The organism is Flavobacterium sp. XN-5, assembly GCF_008033395.2.
GTDB lineage: Bacteria > Bacteroidota > Bacteroidia > Flavobacteriales > Flavobacteriaceae > Flavobacterium > Flavobacterium hiemivividum.
Genome location: NZ_VOGZ02000004.1, coordinates 162,159 through 181,203 on the forward strand (window position 1 = coordinate 162,159; position 19,045 = coordinate 181,203).

The 19,045-nt window shown below is 36.4% G+C and carries 13 protein-coding genes; 5 read left to right on the plus strand and 8 right to left on the minus strand.

Features of this window, described 5'->3' with window-relative positions:
* Position 1 precedes the first annotated feature (1 nt).
* Positions 2-796, plus strand: a complete 795-nt coding sequence (locus tag FQU23_RS09290; RefSeq protein ID WP_077225379.1) for a cation transporter — start codon at positions 2-4, stop codon at positions 794-796.
* 242 nt (positions 797-1,038) lie between these two features.
* Entirely contained in the window at positions 1,039-1,866 is an 828-nt protein-coding gene (locus FQU23_RS09295) for an RteC domain-containing protein (RefSeq protein ID WP_074590618.1), read from the plus strand.
* Between the two features lie 16 nt (positions 1,867-1,882).
* Here the strand turns inward: FQU23_RS09295 and FQU23_RS09300 are convergent, their stop codons facing one another.
* From FQU23_RS09300 to FQU23_RS09340, 8 genes are all read right to left on the minus strand, one after another.
* Positions 1,883-7,279, minus strand: a complete 5,397-nt coding sequence (locus FQU23_RS09300; protein WP_147673598.1) for an N-6 DNA methylase — start codon at positions 7,277-7,279, stop codon at positions 1,883-1,885.
* Positions 7,266-7,703 (minus strand): DUF1896 domain-containing protein, encoded by a 438-nt coding sequence (locus tag FQU23_RS09305; RefSeq protein WP_074590612.1) that lies wholly within the window; start codon positions 7,701-7,703, stop codon positions 7,266-7,268. The genes FQU23_RS09300 and FQU23_RS09305 overlap by 14 nt, the downstream gene beginning before the upstream one ends.
* A gap of 161 nt (positions 7,704-7,864) precedes the next feature.
* Positions 7,865-8,143 (minus strand): ORF6N domain-containing protein, encoded by a 279-nt coding sequence (locus tag FQU23_RS09315; RefSeq protein ID WP_086452588.1) that lies wholly within the window; start codon positions 8,141-8,143, stop codon positions 7,865-7,867.
* Positions 8,085-10,175 carry a type IA DNA topoisomerase gene (locus FQU23_RS09320; protein WP_113667151.1) on the minus strand — a complete coding sequence of 697 codons (2,091 nt, stop codon included), beginning with the start codon at positions 10,173-10,175 and terminating at the stop codon, positions 8,085-8,087. The genes FQU23_RS09315 and FQU23_RS09320 overlap by 59 nt, the downstream gene beginning before the upstream one ends.
* Positions 10,176-10,196: 21 nt before the next feature.
* Positions 10,197-11,651: a DUF3945 domain-containing protein gene (locus tag FQU23_RS09325; protein ID WP_113667152.1), complete on the minus strand. Its 1,455-nt coding sequence runs from the start codon at positions 11,649-11,651 to the stop codon at positions 10,197-10,199.
* A gap of 83 nt (positions 11,652-11,734) precedes the next feature.
* Positions 11,735-12,043, minus strand: a complete 309-nt coding sequence (locus FQU23_RS09330) for a helix-turn-helix domain-containing protein (protein ID WP_113667153.1) — start codon at positions 12,041-12,043, stop codon at positions 11,735-11,737.
* Positions 12,044-12,527: 484 nt separating this feature from the next.
* Positions 12,528-13,361: an RteC domain-containing protein gene (locus FQU23_RS09335; protein WP_113667154.1), complete on the minus strand. Its 834-nt coding sequence runs from the start codon at positions 13,359-13,361 to the stop codon at positions 12,528-12,530.
* Between the two features lie 31 nt (positions 13,362-13,392).
* Positions 13,393-15,822, minus strand: a complete 2,430-nt coding sequence (locus tag FQU23_RS09340; RefSeq protein WP_147673599.1) for a bifunctional aminotransferase class I/II-fold pyridoxal phosphate-dependent enzyme/GNAT family N-acetyltransferase — start codon at positions 15,820-15,822, stop codon at positions 13,393-13,395.
* A gap of 222 nt (positions 15,823-16,044) precedes the next feature.
* On the opposite strand from FQU23_RS09340, the gene FQU23_RS09345 reads away from it, so the two are divergent.
* The 3 genes from FQU23_RS09345 to FQU23_RS09355 all read left to right on the plus strand — a co-directional run bounded on the left by FQU23_RS09345 (position 16,045) and on the right by FQU23_RS09355 (position 18,958).
* A complete protein-coding gene (locus tag FQU23_RS09345) occupies positions 16,045-16,428 on the plus strand; it encodes a hypothetical protein (protein ID WP_086452582.1) in 384 nt (127 codons plus the stop codon).
* Between the two features lie 37 nt (positions 16,429-16,465).
* Positions 16,466-17,386 carry an AraC family transcriptional regulator gene (locus FQU23_RS09350; RefSeq protein WP_086452581.1) on the plus strand — a complete coding sequence of 307 codons (921 nt, stop codon included), beginning with the start codon at positions 16,466-16,468 and terminating at the stop codon, positions 17,384-17,386.
* A gap of 87 nt (positions 17,387-17,473) precedes the next feature.
* Positions 17,474-18,958, plus strand: coding sequence for a MauE/DoxX family redox-associated membrane protein (locus FQU23_RS09355; RefSeq protein WP_113667155.1), 1,485 nt, complete (start codon positions 17,474-17,476; stop codon positions 18,956-18,958).
* The last annotated feature ends 87 nt before the right edge of the window (positions 18,959-19,045 follow it).

The window sequence follows — 19,045 nt, forward strand, 5'->3', positions numbered from 1 at the left end:
AATGGAAAAAACCATATTCAATATAACTAAAATGGATTGCCCAAGCGAGGAGCAATTAATCCGTATGAAACTGCAAGACTTTGATACGGTAAAAGGATTGGAATTTGATATAGCCAATAGAAAATTGGACGTTTATCACAATGGAAACCCAGAGCCAATTTTTTTGGCTTTGGGAACACTGAACCTAAATACGACATTGGTTTCAACTGAAAAAAGCAATTTTGTTGTTGAAACAGATACAAGCAACAAGCAACGGAAATTACTTTGGATCGTGTTGATTATCAACTTCCTGTTCTTTGGATTGGAAATGTTATTCGGTATTTTTTCAGGTTCAATGGGATTGATAGCCGATAGCTTGGATATGCTTGCAGACAGTGTCGTTTACGCATTGGCATTAATCGCTGTTGGTGGAACAATCGCCCTAAAAAAGAACATCGCCAGATTTGCAGGATACTTCCAAGTCTTACTGGCTATTATAGGTTTCGTTGAAGTGATCAGGCGTTTTATGGGAATTGAAGCTATGCCCGATTTCAAAACAATGATTGTCGTTTCAGTTTTAGCATTGATTGCAAACGTATTTTGCCTTTATCTCTTACAAAAGAACAAAAGTAAAGAAGCGCATATGCAGGCTTCGATGATATTCACATCAAATGATGTCATTATCAATTCGGGAGTTATTGTTGCTGGTCTTTTAGTTAATTGGCTCAATTCAAGTTATCCTGATTTGATTATTGGGGCTATTGTATTTGTAATTGTAGCAAGGGGAGCTTACAGAATATTGAAGTTAGCGAAGTAAATCCCTATATCTATAGTTGCCTTTATCTTAGAAGAATAGGAGATAATAGAAATAAAAAAAGAGTGTTCAGGAATTGTTCTAATAAACATTCCTGAAATCTTTTAACCGATTATGGAAGAAGCTAAGCTATTGCAAATAGGCTCTATAATAATTTCAAAAAAAATCATTAGATGTGATATAGCCTACAAATTACACAGTTTATTTTTTTTCACTAACTCAAATATAGACTTCAAAATAGCCAGATGAACAAATTTTATACAGAAACACTACACAAGCTGGAAACAGAAATCAACGATTTGGAGATTGAAACCGATCACTCTATACAACGGATAGAAGCCGTTATAGATATCATTCTAAAATACTTGTCGGAAGTAAAGAAATATGTTCTAAACAGAGGATTTAAGAATATTGGGGAAGAAATCCATTTTTTTAAATATCAAAAACCTACTATCGTTTCAAAACTAATTTATTATAATGCCATTTATAAAATCGAAACAAAAAAGCCTTACGGTTCAAAACCTATTAAAAAATACCTTAATGATGAATTGAGAAAACTTAAAAGGTATTTTGACAACAACCTTGAATTTTATAAATACTACCGGACGAATAACTCATTTATTGATGATAAGCTGTTTGTTCGGGGCAAGTACGATATTAAGCTAAGTTTAGACACATTTTATTTTGAAGCAGACCATAGTTTTTCTACTTCACACGATTACAAAGTTGCAAAAATTATTGCCAACGACCTGATACAAGTCTATCTTGAAGACCAGCTTCACAACACGGCGTATAGAGATAAATCAACAGACCTGCCGAAATTAAATTGGACAGGGAGCAAAACAGCAATGATAGAATTGATTTATGCACTGTATTCGCAAGGTGTGTTTGACAATGGAAATGCAGATATTAAGGTTATTGCCAAAACATTTGAACGTACTTTTAATCTTGATTTAGGCGACTTTTATCATACATTTATGGAACTTAAATCCCGAAAAATAAACAGCACCAAATTCCTTGACAGCTTACGGGATGCTTTGATTAGAAAAATGGACGAACAGGACGAAATGTAGCAAATTCTTTTGCATATTACAATACTCCACGTGGTAAATGAACACCTTTTATCCGTACAATATTCTCCGAAATGCTTGGCGTTTGCTTTTGTTTTTCGGTTTGTTCCGCAGGTTCCTCTTTAGTTTCCTGCGTAATTGATAACTGTATCTTTCGTTCAACGGCGGCCAGTTCGGTTTTGAGTTCGCTCAATCGGCTTTCCTTAGACCACGTACCATTTATGACCTCCTGAAGAATAGGTAGGTCTTTTTGTATTTCCGTAATTTTCTTTTGCTCCTGCTCAATATATCCAGGCAATTTTTCCAGTGCGTTAAGGAAGTTCATAGCAGCTAGCTTTTCATCTTTAGCGATTAGACCATTGTTGTAGGTATATTTGATATTTCCCTCGCCTTGCATCAAAAAACGATTTACACGAATATCCACACCGTCTTTTTGTGACATTTCCGTTTTTACCAAAAGCTGAAAACCATAAAGACTTCCGATTTCCTCGTAATCACCACCTGTACGGGCTTTATCCGCAAGCTGGTTGAGTTTTGCACCGATTTGTTTTATATCCGCATTGGGCGGTAAACCGTCCAACTGAACAGGATTGGTAATAATACCGTCAGAACGTTTTTGGATACGTTCTTGCAGATTATTCCAATCTAGGCTCATACGGTCATATCGGGATTGGGCTTTGTCCAATTCAGCCGTATAGTCTTCCAATTTGTACTTCGCACTATACTTTGAACGGTTGAAAGCCTGTTTTTCGCTTTCCAATCCGGCAATCTGTTTTTCTAATTTGGCTTTATCCAACAAGTCTGTATTTCCTGAAAGGATAGCCACATATTCCGAGAAATTCATTCCCGATTTTTCGTCCATACTTCCTTCATCAATGGTACGTTTGCCGAGGTTATTAGTTTTAAGCTGGTCTATAAAAAGTTGCTTGTTGTACAAGAGATTGAACTTATAGCTATCCAACGATTTTTCTGTAGCATAAATAATTACATCCACTTTATTGTTTGCGAAATGCTTAGCAATTTCATTACCCTTTCGTATTGCTCTTCCATCCCTTTGGGTAAGGTCGCTTGGTCGCCAAGGCGTATCTAAATGATGAACTGCAACGGCTTTTTTCTGTGCATTCACGCCAGTTCCAAGCATACTTGTAGAACCGAAAATCACACGAATTTTACCCTCGTTCATATCCTTGATAAGTCCTTTACGCTGGTTATCGTTTTTGGCTTCCTGTATAAAACGGACTTCGTGTGCCGGAATACCGTGATTTTCCACAAGTTTGCGTTTTATTTCAGAATATACATTCCATTCGCCAGGCTTGTAGGTGCCGAGGTCGGAAAAGATAAACTGTGTACCTTTCTGTGCATTGAATTTGTTGTAATATTTCGCAATGTTTGTCGCACAATGGGATGCTTTATTGTCGGGATGGTCATCATATCTACCGCCAACCATTCGCATATCTAAAGACATTTTTCGGGCATAGTCGGTAGCGATAAGCATTTTTGCTTTTTCTTCTCGTTGCGATAAAGGTGCTCTTCCCAGCAAAGTCGCATTACCCGATTTTGCAAAATCCATCAGATTTTGGATAAATGCTGTCTGGTCGGGTGTTGGTGGAATGTTATACAGTATTTCGTTCTTTTCAGGGCGGTCAATGCCAATATCTTTTGCCGTTCTGTAATCTGTAATTTCAGAGTAGAATTGTGCCAATTCTGGCACTTTAATAAAGTATCGGAAACGTTCTTTTGCTACAATATTGTTGGCAACCGAGAATTCATAATCCGTAGTTTTTCTTGAATAAATAGCAGACCAAGCATCGAAACAGTTAATTCCTTGCTTTTCCAACGCTCTTGGTCTCAGGTATTTGAACAAAAGGTACAATTCCGTAAGTGAATTACTGATTGTTGTTCCGGAAAGGAAAGTCGCACCCATATCCGCTTGTATTTTGTCTTGAATGGTTCGAATTGCAAAAAGCAGGTTCATTGCTTTTTGGCTTCCATCTACATTTCCCAATCCTGCAACCCTTGTGTGGCGTGTGTTGAACATCAAATTTTTGAATTGATGGCTTTCGTCCACAAACAAATGGTCGATGCCCATCATTTTGAAGTCTACTACATCATCCTTTCTGTTATCAATATCGTGTTGCAGGGTTTTCAGTTTTACCTCAAGATTTTCTTTCCGTTTGATAGCACCCGCAAGCATCCCTCGTGTAACTTCACTGCCTTCTGATTTTAGAGCATCGAGATTTCGCTCTACACTGTCTAATTCAATTTCGAGAATTTCCTTTTGCATTTTGGGCGATTGCGGTATCATGCCAAACTGGTCGTGGGTTAATATCACACAATCCCAATCGTTGTTTTTAATATCCCCGAAAATCCGCAAGCGTTTTTTGGGCGTAAAATCTTCTTTGCCAGGATAGAGAATTTTTGCGTGTGGATAGGCGGATCTGTAAGCTTCTGCAATTTCGTGAACGTTACTTTTTAACCCGATAATCATCGGTTTGTGTGCCAGACCTAAACGCTTCATTTCTTGTGAAGCCGTACACATTACCAATGTTTTCCCAGCGCCAACTTCGTGGTCGCAAATAGCACCGTTGTTCAGCTTTATCATCCAAACAGTATCTTTCTGGCTCGAATACAAGTCTTCAATACCTAATGATTTTCTATCCAAACCCGGAAATTCCTGATGGCTTCCATCATAATTCGGTCGTACAAAACAGTTGAATGTGTTGTTATACTGGTCAGTCAACCTATTTTTAAATTCATCGTTTTGAGCGTGAAGCCAATCGGTAAAGGCGGTGCGGATTTCGTCAATCTTGGTGTTCGCCATCTGTACGGCTTCCATATCCCTGACCTTGACTTCTTGGTCACCAACCTTGATTTTTTTAGTAATGTCTGGTGTGGTGTTTACGAGTGCGTGTTTAAGCAAAGCAATCCCATCAAAGGTTCTACTCTCTGATTTTACGGCATATTTATCCCATATATGCACATTCTTTTGATTGCACTTTACCGAAAAATCATCCGAACTTTCGGAATAATGGATATTGACTTCCGTATCGAACAAATGCGAAGCAAAACGGGCATAAATCCCTGTGGGTATCCAGCGTTCGCCGAGATTGAAATCCAGTTCTTCAAACTCAATGCGTCTTGGTTTGGCTTCTTCCAAAACCGTAAGACTTACTTTGGCTTCTGCATCATCGGGACTACTTTCAAGATAGGCTTTGACCTCTTCAGATTTCTCTACTATATTTCCAGCAATCCATCGTTCGGCTATTTCATATTCCTTTTGTAAAGGATTATAGAAAATACGACCGTGTAGGGCTTCTTTCAAAGCATCGGCAGGCATACTGCTGATTTCGGACATATAATACAAATCCACCTTGCCGTATTTGTTCAGTGATGATGCTAAAGCCTCATCGGGATTGTCTGTTGCTAAAATGGTAGTAGAAAAAGTAACGGGACGACTGAATATATCCGCCTTATGCACCACACCACCAACTACACGTTCCAGATAAGGAATTTCTTTCCCTGCACTGTCTGTTTTAATCAATTTGATATTTTCGGCACTGTTCAAATTGCCATATCTTTTTACAAAAACATCATACAAATTATTCAGCGTTTCCCTTTCTACTGTATGTTCGTTTTGCTTTTCGGCTTCCTTTTGATACAAATCGAGATAGCTATCTCTTACTGAAATGTAGGCTTCGGCTCTTACTTTCTGGAATGATGGTAATTGCAAGGGATGGAACATTGCCGTTGCTCCATTTTTATCAACATCTTGCAAATGACCAACCCAACCATTATCTATAACAAGACAATCACTTCGATGAAATGATTGTAATCCTTTGCTGTATAGAGCAGGTTCGGGAATGGTACTGACAACGGTTTGCTTTTGAGCCTGACCATTTCCGTTTAAGCCCGAAAACAGGTCGCCGATAACTTCCTCTTTTTTGCTGACAGTTGAAGTATTTCCATTGGTATTTCCATTTGAAATTGGAGGGATATAAGGTGGTTGTATCGCCGAACTGAACAAGTCTGCTTGGCGAACAATATTGGCTCTTCGCTTCGTGGAAGTTTGCCTTTGAGTTTGAGTACCTTTTTTTGGTGGAGCAATAACCGCTACTGGTTCGTCCACATTTTCAAACAAGTCGAAAATGCTTAATTGTTTTAATTCATTTGGATTTTCCTGAATGGTTACAGGTGTTGGTTTAATCGTTATAGGCTCTACAATGGGAGCTGTAACAGTTGTTGTAATTGGAATTTGTATGTTCGGCTCGCCTTTGTATAAACTCAAATTCAGATGATTTTCAAAATCTTCTGAAAGCATTTTTTTAAGGTCTTTGGCAATTCCAGTAACGCCATCTTTATGCGTATAAATTAAGGCTGATTTTCCATAAGGGTCGGTGTCTAATTTTCTATCTGTATGAACAATTCTTGTGCTATCCTGAAAAAAAGCATTGTTTGGTGTATTATATTCTGTTGTATTACTTTGGCAAAACAGTTCTTCCACTTCGATCAGACTTTGTTTTGCCGTATTTTTTTGTAGGATAATCAGGTCGCTTCCAACTTCTGTACCTGCATATTCAGTGAACAGATTATTTGGCAATCTAACAACCGAAACCAGATTACTATTCTGCATCAACGCCCTGCGTATCGGTTCGTTTTTTGGGCTATTTAGAATACCCTGCGAGGTAACAAATGCCAACAAGCCACCGTCACGGAGCATATCCGTTCCTTTTAAAAAAAAATAATTGTGGATGCTTCGGGATGCCTGTATTTTTGCTTCGTCCTTACTTCGGGAATACGAAAGGTCAAATATGGAAGTATCGCCAAAAGGGATATTACTTGCAATTACATCATAAGTGTTTTGTTCCTTTTCGGGTATTTCCTCAAAACCACTTATACGGATATTGCTTTCGGGATAAAGCTGTTTTAAAATCTTTCCAGTAAGCAAATCCTTTTCATAAGCAGTTACATTGGGTTGCTGGTTTTCGGAAAAGGATTGTATGAAAGAGCCGATACCTGCGGAAGGTTCAAGGAATTTTTGAATGTTCAAACCGCTATCACTCAATGTTGAAGAAATTGCATCTATAACCTGTGGCGGTGTATAAAAAGCCGTCAGCACCGAACTTTTCATACTGTCCACATACCTGCGGTATTGCTTTTCGTCTTCGGAATTTTCTTTTAATAGTTGGTGGAGCTCCTGTGTAAGTGGAAATAAATCGTGTTCAGTTTTTCGCCAATTATTGATGTCTATTTCATTTTCTATGGGGTTCAAAACGAATTTAAGACCGCCAAATCCGCTGTATTGCATCATTAGCAGTCTTTCGCCTATGGTAGCTTGTCGGTTCTCCTTTTCAATTTTGAAAGCAATTCGTAAGGCATCAATGTTCTGTTGGAGATGTTGCTTTTTACTGAAGCCCATTTTCCGCTATCCATATTGCGATGGTTCCGGTTATTTCGGTGTAGAGCTGGTCATACTCATAACCATAAGCGAAGTCATCAGTTAGTTCATAGTTGGAGAAAATAGGTTCACAAACACGGAACATTTTTAAAGTAAATGGTCGCAATTCTTCATCTGCCATTATGGTGTCGAACTCATTACAAACCACCTGAAACACGGTATCGAACTTAGAAAAATGTAAACCGTCAAATAGAATATAATTGGCGATTTCGTTACATTTTTCAATATCATTTCCCGATTGAAAAGCACCTTCATAGGCATTGGTAGCCCAAGAGGAACGCTGGTTTATAAATTTTTCGTCATGAGCCTTTTCTGGAAAGCTGGTGTTTAATAATTCTTGTAGTCGTAATCTAAAATACGACAGTTCTTTTTGTTGTGTATCCATACTATATTTTGTTTATAATTTTGCTAAACGGATAAAATTTGAAGCATTCTGCCAATCTCAATATCCATTCTTGAAAAGGCAAACCATTTTTTACCCAGATCTTTAAATGATACTCCAATATGATAGAGTTCGGTATTATAATTATGAGAAAACGGTCGTGGTCATCCTTTTACGGCAGTATAGCTGCGGAGCACAGATAAGAGCATAGCGATACCTTGTTCGGTAAAAGCATAAGGCAGATAACGCCTTCCCGCATAATTCAAACTTGAGTTCACAAATTGTGACCTCAAGGTTATAGTATCAAATTCATCTTGGGTCAACTGGAAACGGAAGTTTTCAGGAAAGCGGTCTATATTCCGCTTTACAGCCTGATTAAAGACTTTAGTTTCTACCTGATAAATTAGATTTTTCAAATTCAAAGGAGCTTTCCCCTTTTTCATTCAATACAATATAGGCCTCGAATTTCTTTCCAGCTTTACTTTTCATTCCTCTTATAAGAGAAGTTTTGCCAGTATTGACAAGACTTTCTATATCAGTTATGCTTACATGCACACCACATACATTTCGGAACTGTACCCAGTTGCAGACCTCATCAGGACATTTAACAATTTTATCCCTAATAATCAGTTGCTCCTTTTTGCATTTAGGACAAACAAGGGTAGGCGTGTTTTCTTGTGCAATGGCCGTTTGCAGCAATTCATTGGTAATAGATGTGGCATAGATTTCCATTTCTTTTTGAAAAGCTTCCGCATTACTTTCGTTGTTTTCAATTTTCTGCAAAGCCAGCTCCCACTCTGCGGTCATTGCTAAATCGGCAATTTTCTTGTCTTTGACCAGTTCATAGACTTGCAATCCTTTACCGGTAGGTATCAGGGATTTATTTTCCCTTTGGATATAGTTACGGCTAAACAGGGTTTCAATAATGGCGGCTCTTGTGGCTGGTGTACCAATACCTACGTTTTGCATTGCTTTTCGCTCCTCTTCATTTTCAATCTCCTTTCCTGCCGTTTCCATAGCTGATAAAAGTCCGGCCTCAGTATAAAGCACAGGTGGTCTGGTTTTCTTTTCCAAAACCGAAGCATCTTTGATTTTGAGTTCATCACCTTTTTTTAGTTCGGGTAATTCCTGCATAGGTCCAGTATCATTATCTGAAAAACTGCCTTTGATGGACCGCCAACCTGGTTCCAATATCTTGCAGCCTTTCAGGGCAAAATCATAATGCAAAGCCTGTAAAGTAATATCGGTTATCTCTTTTGTACAGGCTTGTGAAATTGCTTCAAGTAGTCGAAAGGCAATCATATTGTAAACGGCATTTTCCTTTGCCTTTAATGCCGAAGGGATTTTGTCCGTAATCAGCAGACCATGATGATCTGTAACACGAAGGTCGTTTACGATACGTTTATTGAAATGCCCCCATTTCACTTTGGTTATTGCTCGCTTGAAGGCTACCATTTCCTGCAAAGCCCTGATAAGATTTGGAATCTCTGCCCACATATCTTCAGGAATATACTTACTCCCAGTGCGTGGGTAAGTAATAAATTTCTTTTCATACAGGCTTTGGACAATGTTCAAGGTTTCTTCAGCCGTCAGATTCAACTTTTTATTAGCTTCTTTTTGTAAGCCAGTCAGATCAAACAGCAAAGGCGGTTGTTCCGTCACATTTTTGGTTTCTACAGTGGTGACCGTAACTGTATTGCCATTTCTTTCCATGGACTTTAATATATTTTCCACCAGCTTTTTATCTTGCCATTTGTTTTTGGAAAGGCTTTTAAAGTCTATGAACTCTTTTGTATGGGACACCTGTATTTGCCAGTATTGCTGTACCGAAAAATTTCTATTTTCCAGATAACGCCTGCATATCAAAGCAAGTGTAGGCGTCTGAACTCTTCCAAGCGAATAAATCCCGTTGCCTGCGGCAATGCTTAATGCCTGAGAAGCATTTATGCCCAAAAGCCAATCAGCTCGGCTCCTGCCCTGCGCTGCCTGATATAATCCGTCAAAATCGCTACCAGGTTTTAGGTTGTCAAAGCCCTGCTTGATTGCCTTTTCGGTCAGCGAACTAATCCAAAGACGTTCAAAGGGTTTGTAGCTTTTGAGGTATTCATAGATATAGCGGAATATCAGTTCACCCTCACGCCCAGAATCGGTTGCGACAATAATCTCTTCACTAAGGTTGATAACATGTTCAATTACCTTTAACTGCTTTAACGCTCCTGTATCTGCTACATAGATTTTGTCTTTTTTGACTTTTCGGACGGTCAATAAAAAAGGATTTGGAAGTATCGGCAGGTATGATTTCTGAAATCCTGAAATTCCGTAATCTTCCGGCATACCCAATCCTACCAAATGTCCAAAAGCCCACGTAACATAATAGCCATTGCCCATTAGGTAGCCATCTTTCTTTTCGGTGGCTCCTAACAGGGCTGCTATTTCACGGGCTACGCTTGGTTTTTCTGCAATCACTACTTTCATAATTCAATACATTTTTAGTAATTACCTTTTTATGCCTTTAGATTTGGCCGGTGCTTTGGCTGCTTCTTGTTCCTCCAGCTGTTCCTTGCTGTCGGGATTTTTTTGTCCTGATTTTAAAGGCTCTTTGATATTCTTGGTCGCTTCATTAGTTTTCCCTTCAGAATTGACTGCCGTCTGTGTTTTATGAGCTTCGGTAGGTTTTGCCTCTTCTTTGATTTTGTTCGGGTTTTGAAAAGAAAAATCTGTTTTGTTTGTCCCCTTGTTGAAAGTGATGTAACCATTGTATTCTTTACCTTTCTTATCCACCAATCCACTAACATAGACAGTCTGACCGTCTTTGAACTTTTGATACTGCTCATTATCCAGTTCTTTACCTCTAAAAGTTTTCGGAGTTTCCAGCGATTGTTTTTTCTCATTACCTTGTACCTGCTTATTGGTATTATTCCTGTCAAACAAGAACTCTACAAAACGTTTGTCGGCATTGAATTGTACCTCTGCATCAAACGAAGTTCCTTTTTTGGAAGTCATACCCTCTATATGAAGCGGCTTACCCTCCATAAGGGTTTGCTTTTGTACATCATCCAGTTTCACGCCTTTGATCTCATCAGGGATTTTGATTTTGTCTGTTCGCAGAGCAATAAGCTCATTAGTCAGCCTATCCACGCTGACAATAGAGAGAATGGTCTCATTAGTTTTAGGATTGATCAGATTGACCACACGCCCCATATTGCCTGTTTGGAGCAGGTTCTCTTTATCTTCCTTACTGAACTCATGACCGAAAAAAGCAAAATTCAGATTAGGTTCTTTGCGGATACCATGAATAGCAACCACAACCGCTCCTTCATCATTTTGTTGTAAAGACAGTCGTGCATCCATCCGAGTAACGGCAGTGCCGAGATTAAGGCTTACTGGTACAAGCTCATTGGTTTTAAAACCTCTCAATAAAGGATCAAGGAGGTTCATCTTTTCAAGTTTTTCTTTATTCAATCCTAGATTGTTCATTGTTTCCCAGTCAATCTGTTCTGGTTTGTAACGGTATCCACCTGTTTCCGATGTTGTCTGTGTTGTTTCCATACTATTTCTATTTTCTTGTTTATTATTATTTTTATCAGGTTCTGCTTTCACTTCGTGTTGCTTCATCAGCTGTTCTACTTCGGGAGTTGGTCTATCCATCTGTTTTTGCATTTCATTTGCCATATCAATAGCGACAGGTTCAGTAACTTTGAAAAAGGAAAAACGAGTAGGATCCTTTAATTGGCTGAAAAAATTAGAAAAAAAGTTAGAAAATAAATCGCCATTCTTATCCACCCGCATAAACTGGTTCTGGTTTTTCTTTATAGGTTCAACGGTTTCCAGCTTGCCATTTTTATCAATGCCCTTTACAGCCTGAATTTTCTTTTTCTCTTTATCCAGTACCAATAATATCTCAGATAATTGTTCGGGAGATTTTGGTGTATCTAAAGTTTGTTCGCTCATAATCTGAATATTTTCTATTTCTATGCCGAAAGTAAAGAAGCTGCCACTGTTTCTCTTTGGTTGGCTTTAATTGACATCATTTGTCAGCCGTTGACTTTTGCTTTGGACAAGGGAGAGGTAAAGCTTTCTCTGATGAACTGGTGCACATCTGAGAGCTTATAATAAATTTTTCCACTAATTGTATAATAGGGTAACTTACCGGAAGAGCGGTAACGTTGCAAGGATCGTGGGCTTATCTTCAGTATTTGTAAAATATCCTGATTGTCCAACAGCTCTTCTCCATCAATAATCGCATGTTGATTTTTAGTCCCAATTGCCAATTCCATAAGGATGTCAAATCGCTCCATGATTCGCTCCATCCAAGCCATAAATTCTATTCTGTCGATATTCATAATCAAAAATTTAGGTTCAATACGCAGTATGTAGCAATTCTTCCAGATAGAGGTACTGTTTAAAATGCTTTTACAAAATTCAGTTGCTTTTGTTGGATTTTATCCCAATGGCTTTCGTAGTACTGAAAAACTTTAACATTTAAAATTCTTAAAGCCTTGGTTTTACTGGAAAATAATTCTCCATAAAATGATGATTTCTTATTCGATTTAAAATATTCTCTTTTTAGGCTCCAATTATTTGAGTGATCTTCTCATGAAAAATGAGTGAAACCATGATTTCTGTTTTTAGATTAGTACTGTTTAGTATGTTTTTATAAAATTCAGCAGCTTTTATTGGATTTTATCCCCATGGCTTTCGTAGTATGAAAAAAGTAAAAACCTTAATTTTTCTGATAATTGTTCTTTGATTGATTCTGGCATAAAAAAAAGCAGTATATCCTTTTAAAATCAGGATTTACTGCTTGTGGGCATAGTGGTTAAGGCTTTATTCTTGGTCTTCTCTATACATTTTTTGCTGTAGGTTTAGCGTTAATTCCTCCAGAAATTTTGTCTTACTGCTTTTACGTGCTTTAATTTCAGTATAGGTTTTATAAATGTTATCTAGTTTGATGTTGAAAAAATCTTCAAATGATGTCGTTATCATATTAATATCTGCCGCACCATGATTGATTGTTCCATTAGAAAACAAGGCGTAGATTAATTCTGTCAAAGCTGTTTTTGGCCCTGTCCATACCAATACTTTATGCTTTTTTTCTTCAAAAATATCAGAATCATCCACTTTTAGTCTTTTTAGTGCTTGTCGGATGTAATGAATAAATCGATACATCGCCTTTACTTTTGCCCAGAGCATGTCTTGCGATGTTGAAAATTCCGGAAATTGGTAATAATCAGTCATAGGTGTAAAGGGAAAATTATCGCGATGGTTTCGAGTAAAGAATTGATGATCCAGATAACTGTATCCTTGTTCCATATAATGCACAAAATCGGCATTTCTGTAAAAGAACTTATTAATTTTCCGCAATTCTTTTTGGAGGAATTCGACTTTATAAGTGTTTCCCGCTTTTGGCATTCTTAGCTCGCAGGAACGCACTTCTGTAAAATAGATCAATAAACTCATAGGAACGGGTTTGATATTTTTGAAAAAATCGATCTCCTCCGGAACGGTGTTGAAATCATTTTTATCAACTATCTCTTTTAAGTTCGTTAATGTTTTATTACACAATACAATTCCATTGCAAGCCTTATTTTGCATTGTATCGTTTGCCTCTAAAATTTCATTGCAGACAGCATTAAATGATTCAATCGCTTTTTCAAACATCTTTTTAAATATTAGTTGTCAATATCTTTCGTCATTTTGCAATTGATTTGTAATCATTTTGCAAAGTATTCATAAGTTCCATTGCGTAATTGTCTCTTGCCTGAACATAGGCTACTTTTGGAATTATCCTAGCTCCTAATTTTCTTTTTTCAAATGAGGCTGACACTCCAAAATCTATCTTTTGAAGTTGCAACTCATTAGCTCTTTTTATGGTTTGAAATAACAATTGCCTGTACAGTTGGTATTCTTTCGCCCATTTATAATCCATACCTATTAATTCCGGTACATAGGTATGATTGTCATTTTTGTAGCAAAACATAACTCCTACAAATGGATTTTTAGGCTCTACTTTCAGGGCTAATACTATAAATTCCCAGTTGGGACTTTCATTCATGTTTTCGAAAATTTTTTGGGTATATCGGAATGTATTGATAGCGTAATTATTGTCTTTTACATTGTTGTAGAGTTGATATGCTCTTCCTATTTCTGATTTGCTCAATTTATCTTTTATTACAACATCATAGTACTTCTCATAAGGTTCTATCTCTTTATTGAAATGTTTACGGGAACGCAACGATAATGTTTTTGTAAACTCTTCGTGTGAATGCCAAACTTGATTTTCAATTACACAGGATTCCGGCATGTCTATTTTGAAATAACCTTGATCTACTATTATTTTGTTGTAGCTGTTGTCTTTTTCGAAATCTCTTAAAACTAACATGTCTGCATTTAAGTCATTGAATTTTTCTTCTAGCTTATCCAATAATAGTTTCAATGCTTTTTCTGCCAAAGGATGTTCCTGATTGATAAAGCAGTGTTCTCCTTCGGTAAATAGAGAGCCCATACCCAATACTCTTGAGGTGAGGTATAAAGGATTAGTCTTTCTTATTTCTTCCAAATGGATAGAAACCGACTCAGTAGCCAGCATGTCGTCTTTCCAAAGACCGTAGGTAACAAAGGTCATTAATACTATGATACCTTTGTTGTCTTTAATGATATAATAGTAAAAATCCCATTGGTTAGTCGGGTCTGGATGCTGACTAAATGTTTTTTCTAAATAAACAATACCATCCCAATCGAAAATATTTTGTTTTCCCATGTATTGATTCCATGCTGATTTTTCAATATCTTGAATGGTATTTTTTTCTTCGATAAAAAGCTCCTGCTCTTTTGATTGTGAAATATTTTCTGCTTTTTTATTGTCCATTCCAAAAGCCCGTCTGATTTTGATTTCACTACTATTTGTTTCTTCCAAAGCTTTGGGAAAATGGTATTCCATTGCATCAGCTAAGGCTGTAATATCTTCTAGCTTATTGTGGCTCGATAATGTTATTCTGATTCCTGTATTCTTTATTGGAACTGCTGGATAAATTCCCAAGTTCAGAAAAAATCCTTCTTCAAATAGGCGATGCACAAACTTATAAGCTGTTGCAGGCGTACCCATACCCAAAAAGAACACTGGCGAATCATTTTTTGAAATTATGGGGAGGTTTCCGTTTGATAATAACTGGTTAAAATAATCGATTTTATCCGCTAGCACTTTTTGTTTCAATTCTATTTCAGGAGATAAATGAATGTCTGCCGAAGCGATTGCTGCTGCTACAGATGCAGGTTCTAACTGAGCGGAAAAAGTTAATGGACCGCCGAAATTTTTGATTTTATCTCTTAGTTTCTGATTCCTGCAAAATACCGTCGCACCACTGGCTCCAAAGGTTTTGCTTAATGTACTCACCACAATACAATTTTCTGGAAGTTCTTCTATCATATCAAAAATAAAACCAGTTCCATTTTTACCTCGCCAACTCATACCATGAACATCGTCAAAATAGAGATTAAGCTGAGAATATTTTTGAGTCAAAGCCAATAATTCTGGGATAGGTGCATAATCACCAAACATGGAATATACACCATCAGCCATATACCAGATTTTATTGCATTTGGTAGTTAATTGTTTGATTTTATCTTCTAACATTTCCAAATTACTATGTCTGATCATCTCCACTGGAATTCCCCGTAGCTTTAAAAGCTGACACGCATTTTGTACACTCCAATGTACTTGATGATCCATTATTACGGCATCTTCATCTCTTATCAATGTCGGGATAACAGCTAAATGTCCTAATGTACTGTTCTTTGTTATAATGGGTGGTATACCATACATTAATTCAATTTTTTGCTCTAGTTCACTGTAAAGCGGATGCGAAATATATGACTTTGAAAGTGGGAATTGTGTACCATAATTGTTTATGGCTGCTATTGCAGCCTCTTTCAACCGAATGTCTTGTTCGAGTCCCAAGTAACCTGTTGTACCAAAATGAAACATTTCCTTTCCCTTAACTTGGATTGTCCTACCTGTCAATTTTTTGTCTTCTGCATATAGATGTAGTAATCCTTCTTTTTTTGCTCCTGATAAAACCTCATCAACTGTGTCTATGAAATTATTGTGCTTAATTTTTGCCATTTTTAAATTGTTTAAGTTGTTTTAAAAATTTAGATATCTAAAATTCATCATAAAAATTGAAAGTTATTTCATCCAATACCTCAATACTCCCGATATAACAAGTCAAAGTCCCGAATTGACAACTAAAACTTCCAAATTGCAACAAATAATCCCAAATTGGCAAGTGTCTTATTAATAGATGTTTATATTTTTGTTAAATTAGAAAAATTAAATTCGTAAAACATGATTGCAGCACATGATTTTTATGAGAATGATTTTGCCAGGTTTTGGATCTCTGGGGGCATTCTCTTTTTTGAATACAAGCCTAATACTACTATTGATTTAAGGGTAGCCCAGTGCGTTGTAACCGATAGAATTCATTTTCAAAACGAATGTACTTATCCTATTTTATGTGATATTAGGGGTGTTGTTGCTACTGAGAAAGCTGGAAGAGATCATTTAGCACAGTCGGGCTCTATTTTGACGCAAGCAGTAGCACTTATTGTAAATGAAAAACTTTCCTTGATTATTAGTACTTTTTATGTAGAGATTAGTAAGCCCTCTGTACCTACTCAAATTTTCACGAAAGAAGATGACGCTTTAATTTATCTAAAAGGGTTTGTTTAGCGTTTACTATAAGATAAAAAATTAAAAGTTGAATCTTATGAATAAAACATACAACGAAGAGCGTATTGTTACAATTCATCAAATGTTATTTGAGATGGCACGTGGCAATTTCAACACGCGCATTCCTTTAAGTTCAAATGATGAACAATTGGAAACGCTAGTTGTTTTAATTAATATGGTAGCGGAAGAAATGCAGGAGTCGGTTTTTCAAATTGGTTACATTAATACACATAAGACCCTTCAAGTTACAGCTCTAAGCACATTTGTTTTAGATTCGTCTTTTTTAATCAAGAGCTTTACTCCTGAAGTTACTTCCTTTTTGGGTCATTCCGAATCTGAGTTGATCAACCTATCTTTGGCGGACATTATTACTACAGCTTCTTTTGAACAACTTCAAGAAGTAGTTGATGCAAATAGTACTTTGCCTACAACTATTACATTAGATTTTACACCTAAAGAACATTTACCTATTTCGGTTGCCAGTAACATTGTAAGGTTGGTTAATGGTTCGGAAATTATAATAAATCTGGTTACTCCTGCACGTCAAGATACTTATAGTCCTTTACTGTATGGGAATGAAAACGAGAAACATAATAAAACTCGAAAGGCAGATGCGTTATTGATTCAAAAACTTTATGATTATATTTTAGCACACCTTGAAGAACCCCTTCTCTCCTTAAAGGTGCTTTCTTCTAAATTTGGTACTAATGAACATAAATTAAAAGATGGTTTTCGCCATTTTTTTAAGACTAGTATTTATCAGTTTTATAATCAAGAGCGTCTCAAAAGAGCTTTCTTTATGATTGAACATACTGGAATACCGTTAAAAAATATTTCTGTCATGAATGGTTTTAATAATTATCCAAATTTTTCAAAATCATTTAAAAAACAATTTGGTTTTTCTCCCAACGAATTAAAGCGAAATGAAGTTGGTTTTATTTCGTCAGTTGAGGATTAAAGTTATCCGTTTTAGTCATCTCTTACTCCCAAAAAGACAACTATAGTCATTTTATAATTCAGAATTTTGCTTTAAATAAAAAGTACTATGAAACTGAATATTAAATTACAAAATGTATTTTTAGAGATGGTCTGCTTCCTGTATATCATTTTGTTTACGTATGCTGCAATCAGTAAACTAATTGATTTTGAAAACTTTCAAACACAATTAGGCCAGTCTCCACTTTTAAGTGCTTATGCTGCTTCTATCTCGTTTCTTGTAATTTTTGCGGAATTGGGACTAGTAGTTGCTTTATCTCTGCGAGTAAGTCGAATAAAGGCCCTTTATTTATCAGTGGGCTTAATGACTGTTTTTACTACATATATTATTTTGATTTTGAATTTTAGTTCGTTTATTCCATGCTCTTGTGGTGGAATTTTAGAAAAGTTAGGATGGAATGAACACTTGATTTTCAACCTTTTTTTCATTTTCATAGGTAGTTGTAGTCTGTTGCTTCATCAATATGATAAAAAAGGGATTATCTCACTGTTATTAATAGTAGTATCAAGTGTGCTTTTCGTTGTTTTTTTATTTCTATCATCAGAGGATACTATGAAGAAGCAAAATCCATTTATTCGTCGATTTACTCCTAACGTTGCATCAAGGACTTTAACAAAAAACTTAAATAATTATGGATTTTACTTTGTCGGCCACTCTAAAGGAAATATCTATTTAGGAAATACCATTTCTCCTTTAACTATCATTGAGTTTGACAGCACATTGCAACATAAAAAACAATATTCTATTCAACTTACTCCGGATACTTTACCTTTTAGAGCCGTTAAAACAAAAATTTTGGGTGCTCATTTTTTTCTTTATGATGGTTCTATTCCTATCATTTATCGGGGTTTAGTTTCTGATTGGAAAGCTACCATTTGGGTTACCAAAAAACCTTACTTTACTACATTACAGCCAATTGATTCTACTCTTTGTGTATTTAGAGGGCAACAATTAGGTACTTACGAAAATATATTGGGTACAATAGCTTTAGATGATTCTTTAAAAATTAGAAAGCAAAAGCACTTATTACAAAAACAAATAGACGGTATTTTTGACACGGACGGAACCCTGACTTACAGTGAGGGTTTAAAGAAAATCGTTTATACGTATTTCTATCGGAATCAATTTATTGTAGCCGATACAGCTTTGCAACTTGTCCATCACGTTACGACTATAGATACCACTACCAGAGCTAAATTAAAAGTAGTCAGAGTCAAAAAATCAGGGGATAGTAAACTTGCAGCTCCGCCTTATACTGTTAATTTAAGAAGTGCTGCCTTTAATGAACTTTTGTTTAATCAATCAGGGCTTCGTGGTCGTTACGAAAGTAAAAAAAACTGGGACCATGCTTCTATAATTGATGTTTATGATATTACGAATAAAATCTATTTATTCAGTTTCTACATCTACCACGAAAATAAAATGAAAATGAGTGATTTATTGATAACTGAAAAGGCCTTGTATGCAATAGTAGGACATCAAATTGTAAAATATACTTTTGGGACCCCAATGTTAACGCAACTAAAAAAATAAAATGAAAGATATACTGGCCGGTATCAGGGGTAAGATCGAAAACCTGTAGAAAAGAGTAGATCGAAATAATAATTATTAATTTTTTTA

Bases quoted from the DNA above. Each gene is read 5' to 3' on its own strand.
- FQU23_RS09305 (WP_074590612.1), bottom strand. From the start codon at position 7,703: ATGGATACACAACAAAAAGAACTGTCGTATTTTAGATTACGACTACAA.
- FQU23_RS09335 (WP_113667154.1), bottom strand. From the start codon at position 13,361: ATGTTTGAAAAAGCGATTGAATCATTTAATGCTGTCTGCAATGAAATT.
- FQU23_RS09355 (WP_113667155.1), top strand. From the start codon at position 17,474: ATGAAACTGAATATTAAATTACAAAATGTATTTTTAGAGATGGTCTGC.
- FQU23_RS09350 (WP_086452581.1), top strand. From the start codon at position 16,466: ATGAATAAAACATACAACGAAGAGCGTATTGTTACAATTCATCAAATG.
- FQU23_RS09330 (WP_113667153.1), bottom strand. From the start codon at position 12,043: ATGAATATCGACAGAATAGAATTTATGGCTTGGATGGAGCGAATCATG.
- FQU23_RS09300 (WP_147673598.1), bottom strand. From the start codon at position 7,279: ATGGGCTTCAGTAAAAAGCAACATCTCCAACAGAACATTGATGCCTTA.
- FQU23_RS09295 (WP_074590618.1), top strand. From the start codon at position 1,039: ATGAACAAATTTTATACAGAAACACTACACAAGCTGGAAACAGAAATC.
- FQU23_RS09320 (WP_113667151.1), bottom strand. From the start codon at position 10,175: ATGAAAGTAGTGATTGCAGAAAAACCAAGCGTAGCCCGTGAAATAGCA.
- FQU23_RS09315 (WP_086452588.1), bottom strand. From the start codon at position 8,143: ATGAAAAAGGGGAAAGCTCCTTTGAATTTGAAAAATCTAATTTATCAG.
- FQU23_RS09325 (WP_113667152.1), bottom strand. From the start codon at position 11,651: ATGAGCGAACAAACTTTAGATACACCAAAATCTCCCGAACAATTATCT.
- FQU23_RS09340 (WP_147673599.1), bottom strand. From the start codon at position 15,822: ATGGCAAAAATTAAGCACAATAATTTCATAGACACAGTTGATGAGGTT.
- FQU23_RS09290 (WP_077225379.1), top strand. From the start codon at position 2: ATGGAAAAAACCATATTCAATATAACTAAAATGGATTGCCCAAGCGAG.
- FQU23_RS09345 (WP_086452582.1), top strand. From the start codon at position 16,045: ATGATTGCAGCACATGATTTTTATGAGAATGATTTTGCCAGGTTTTGG.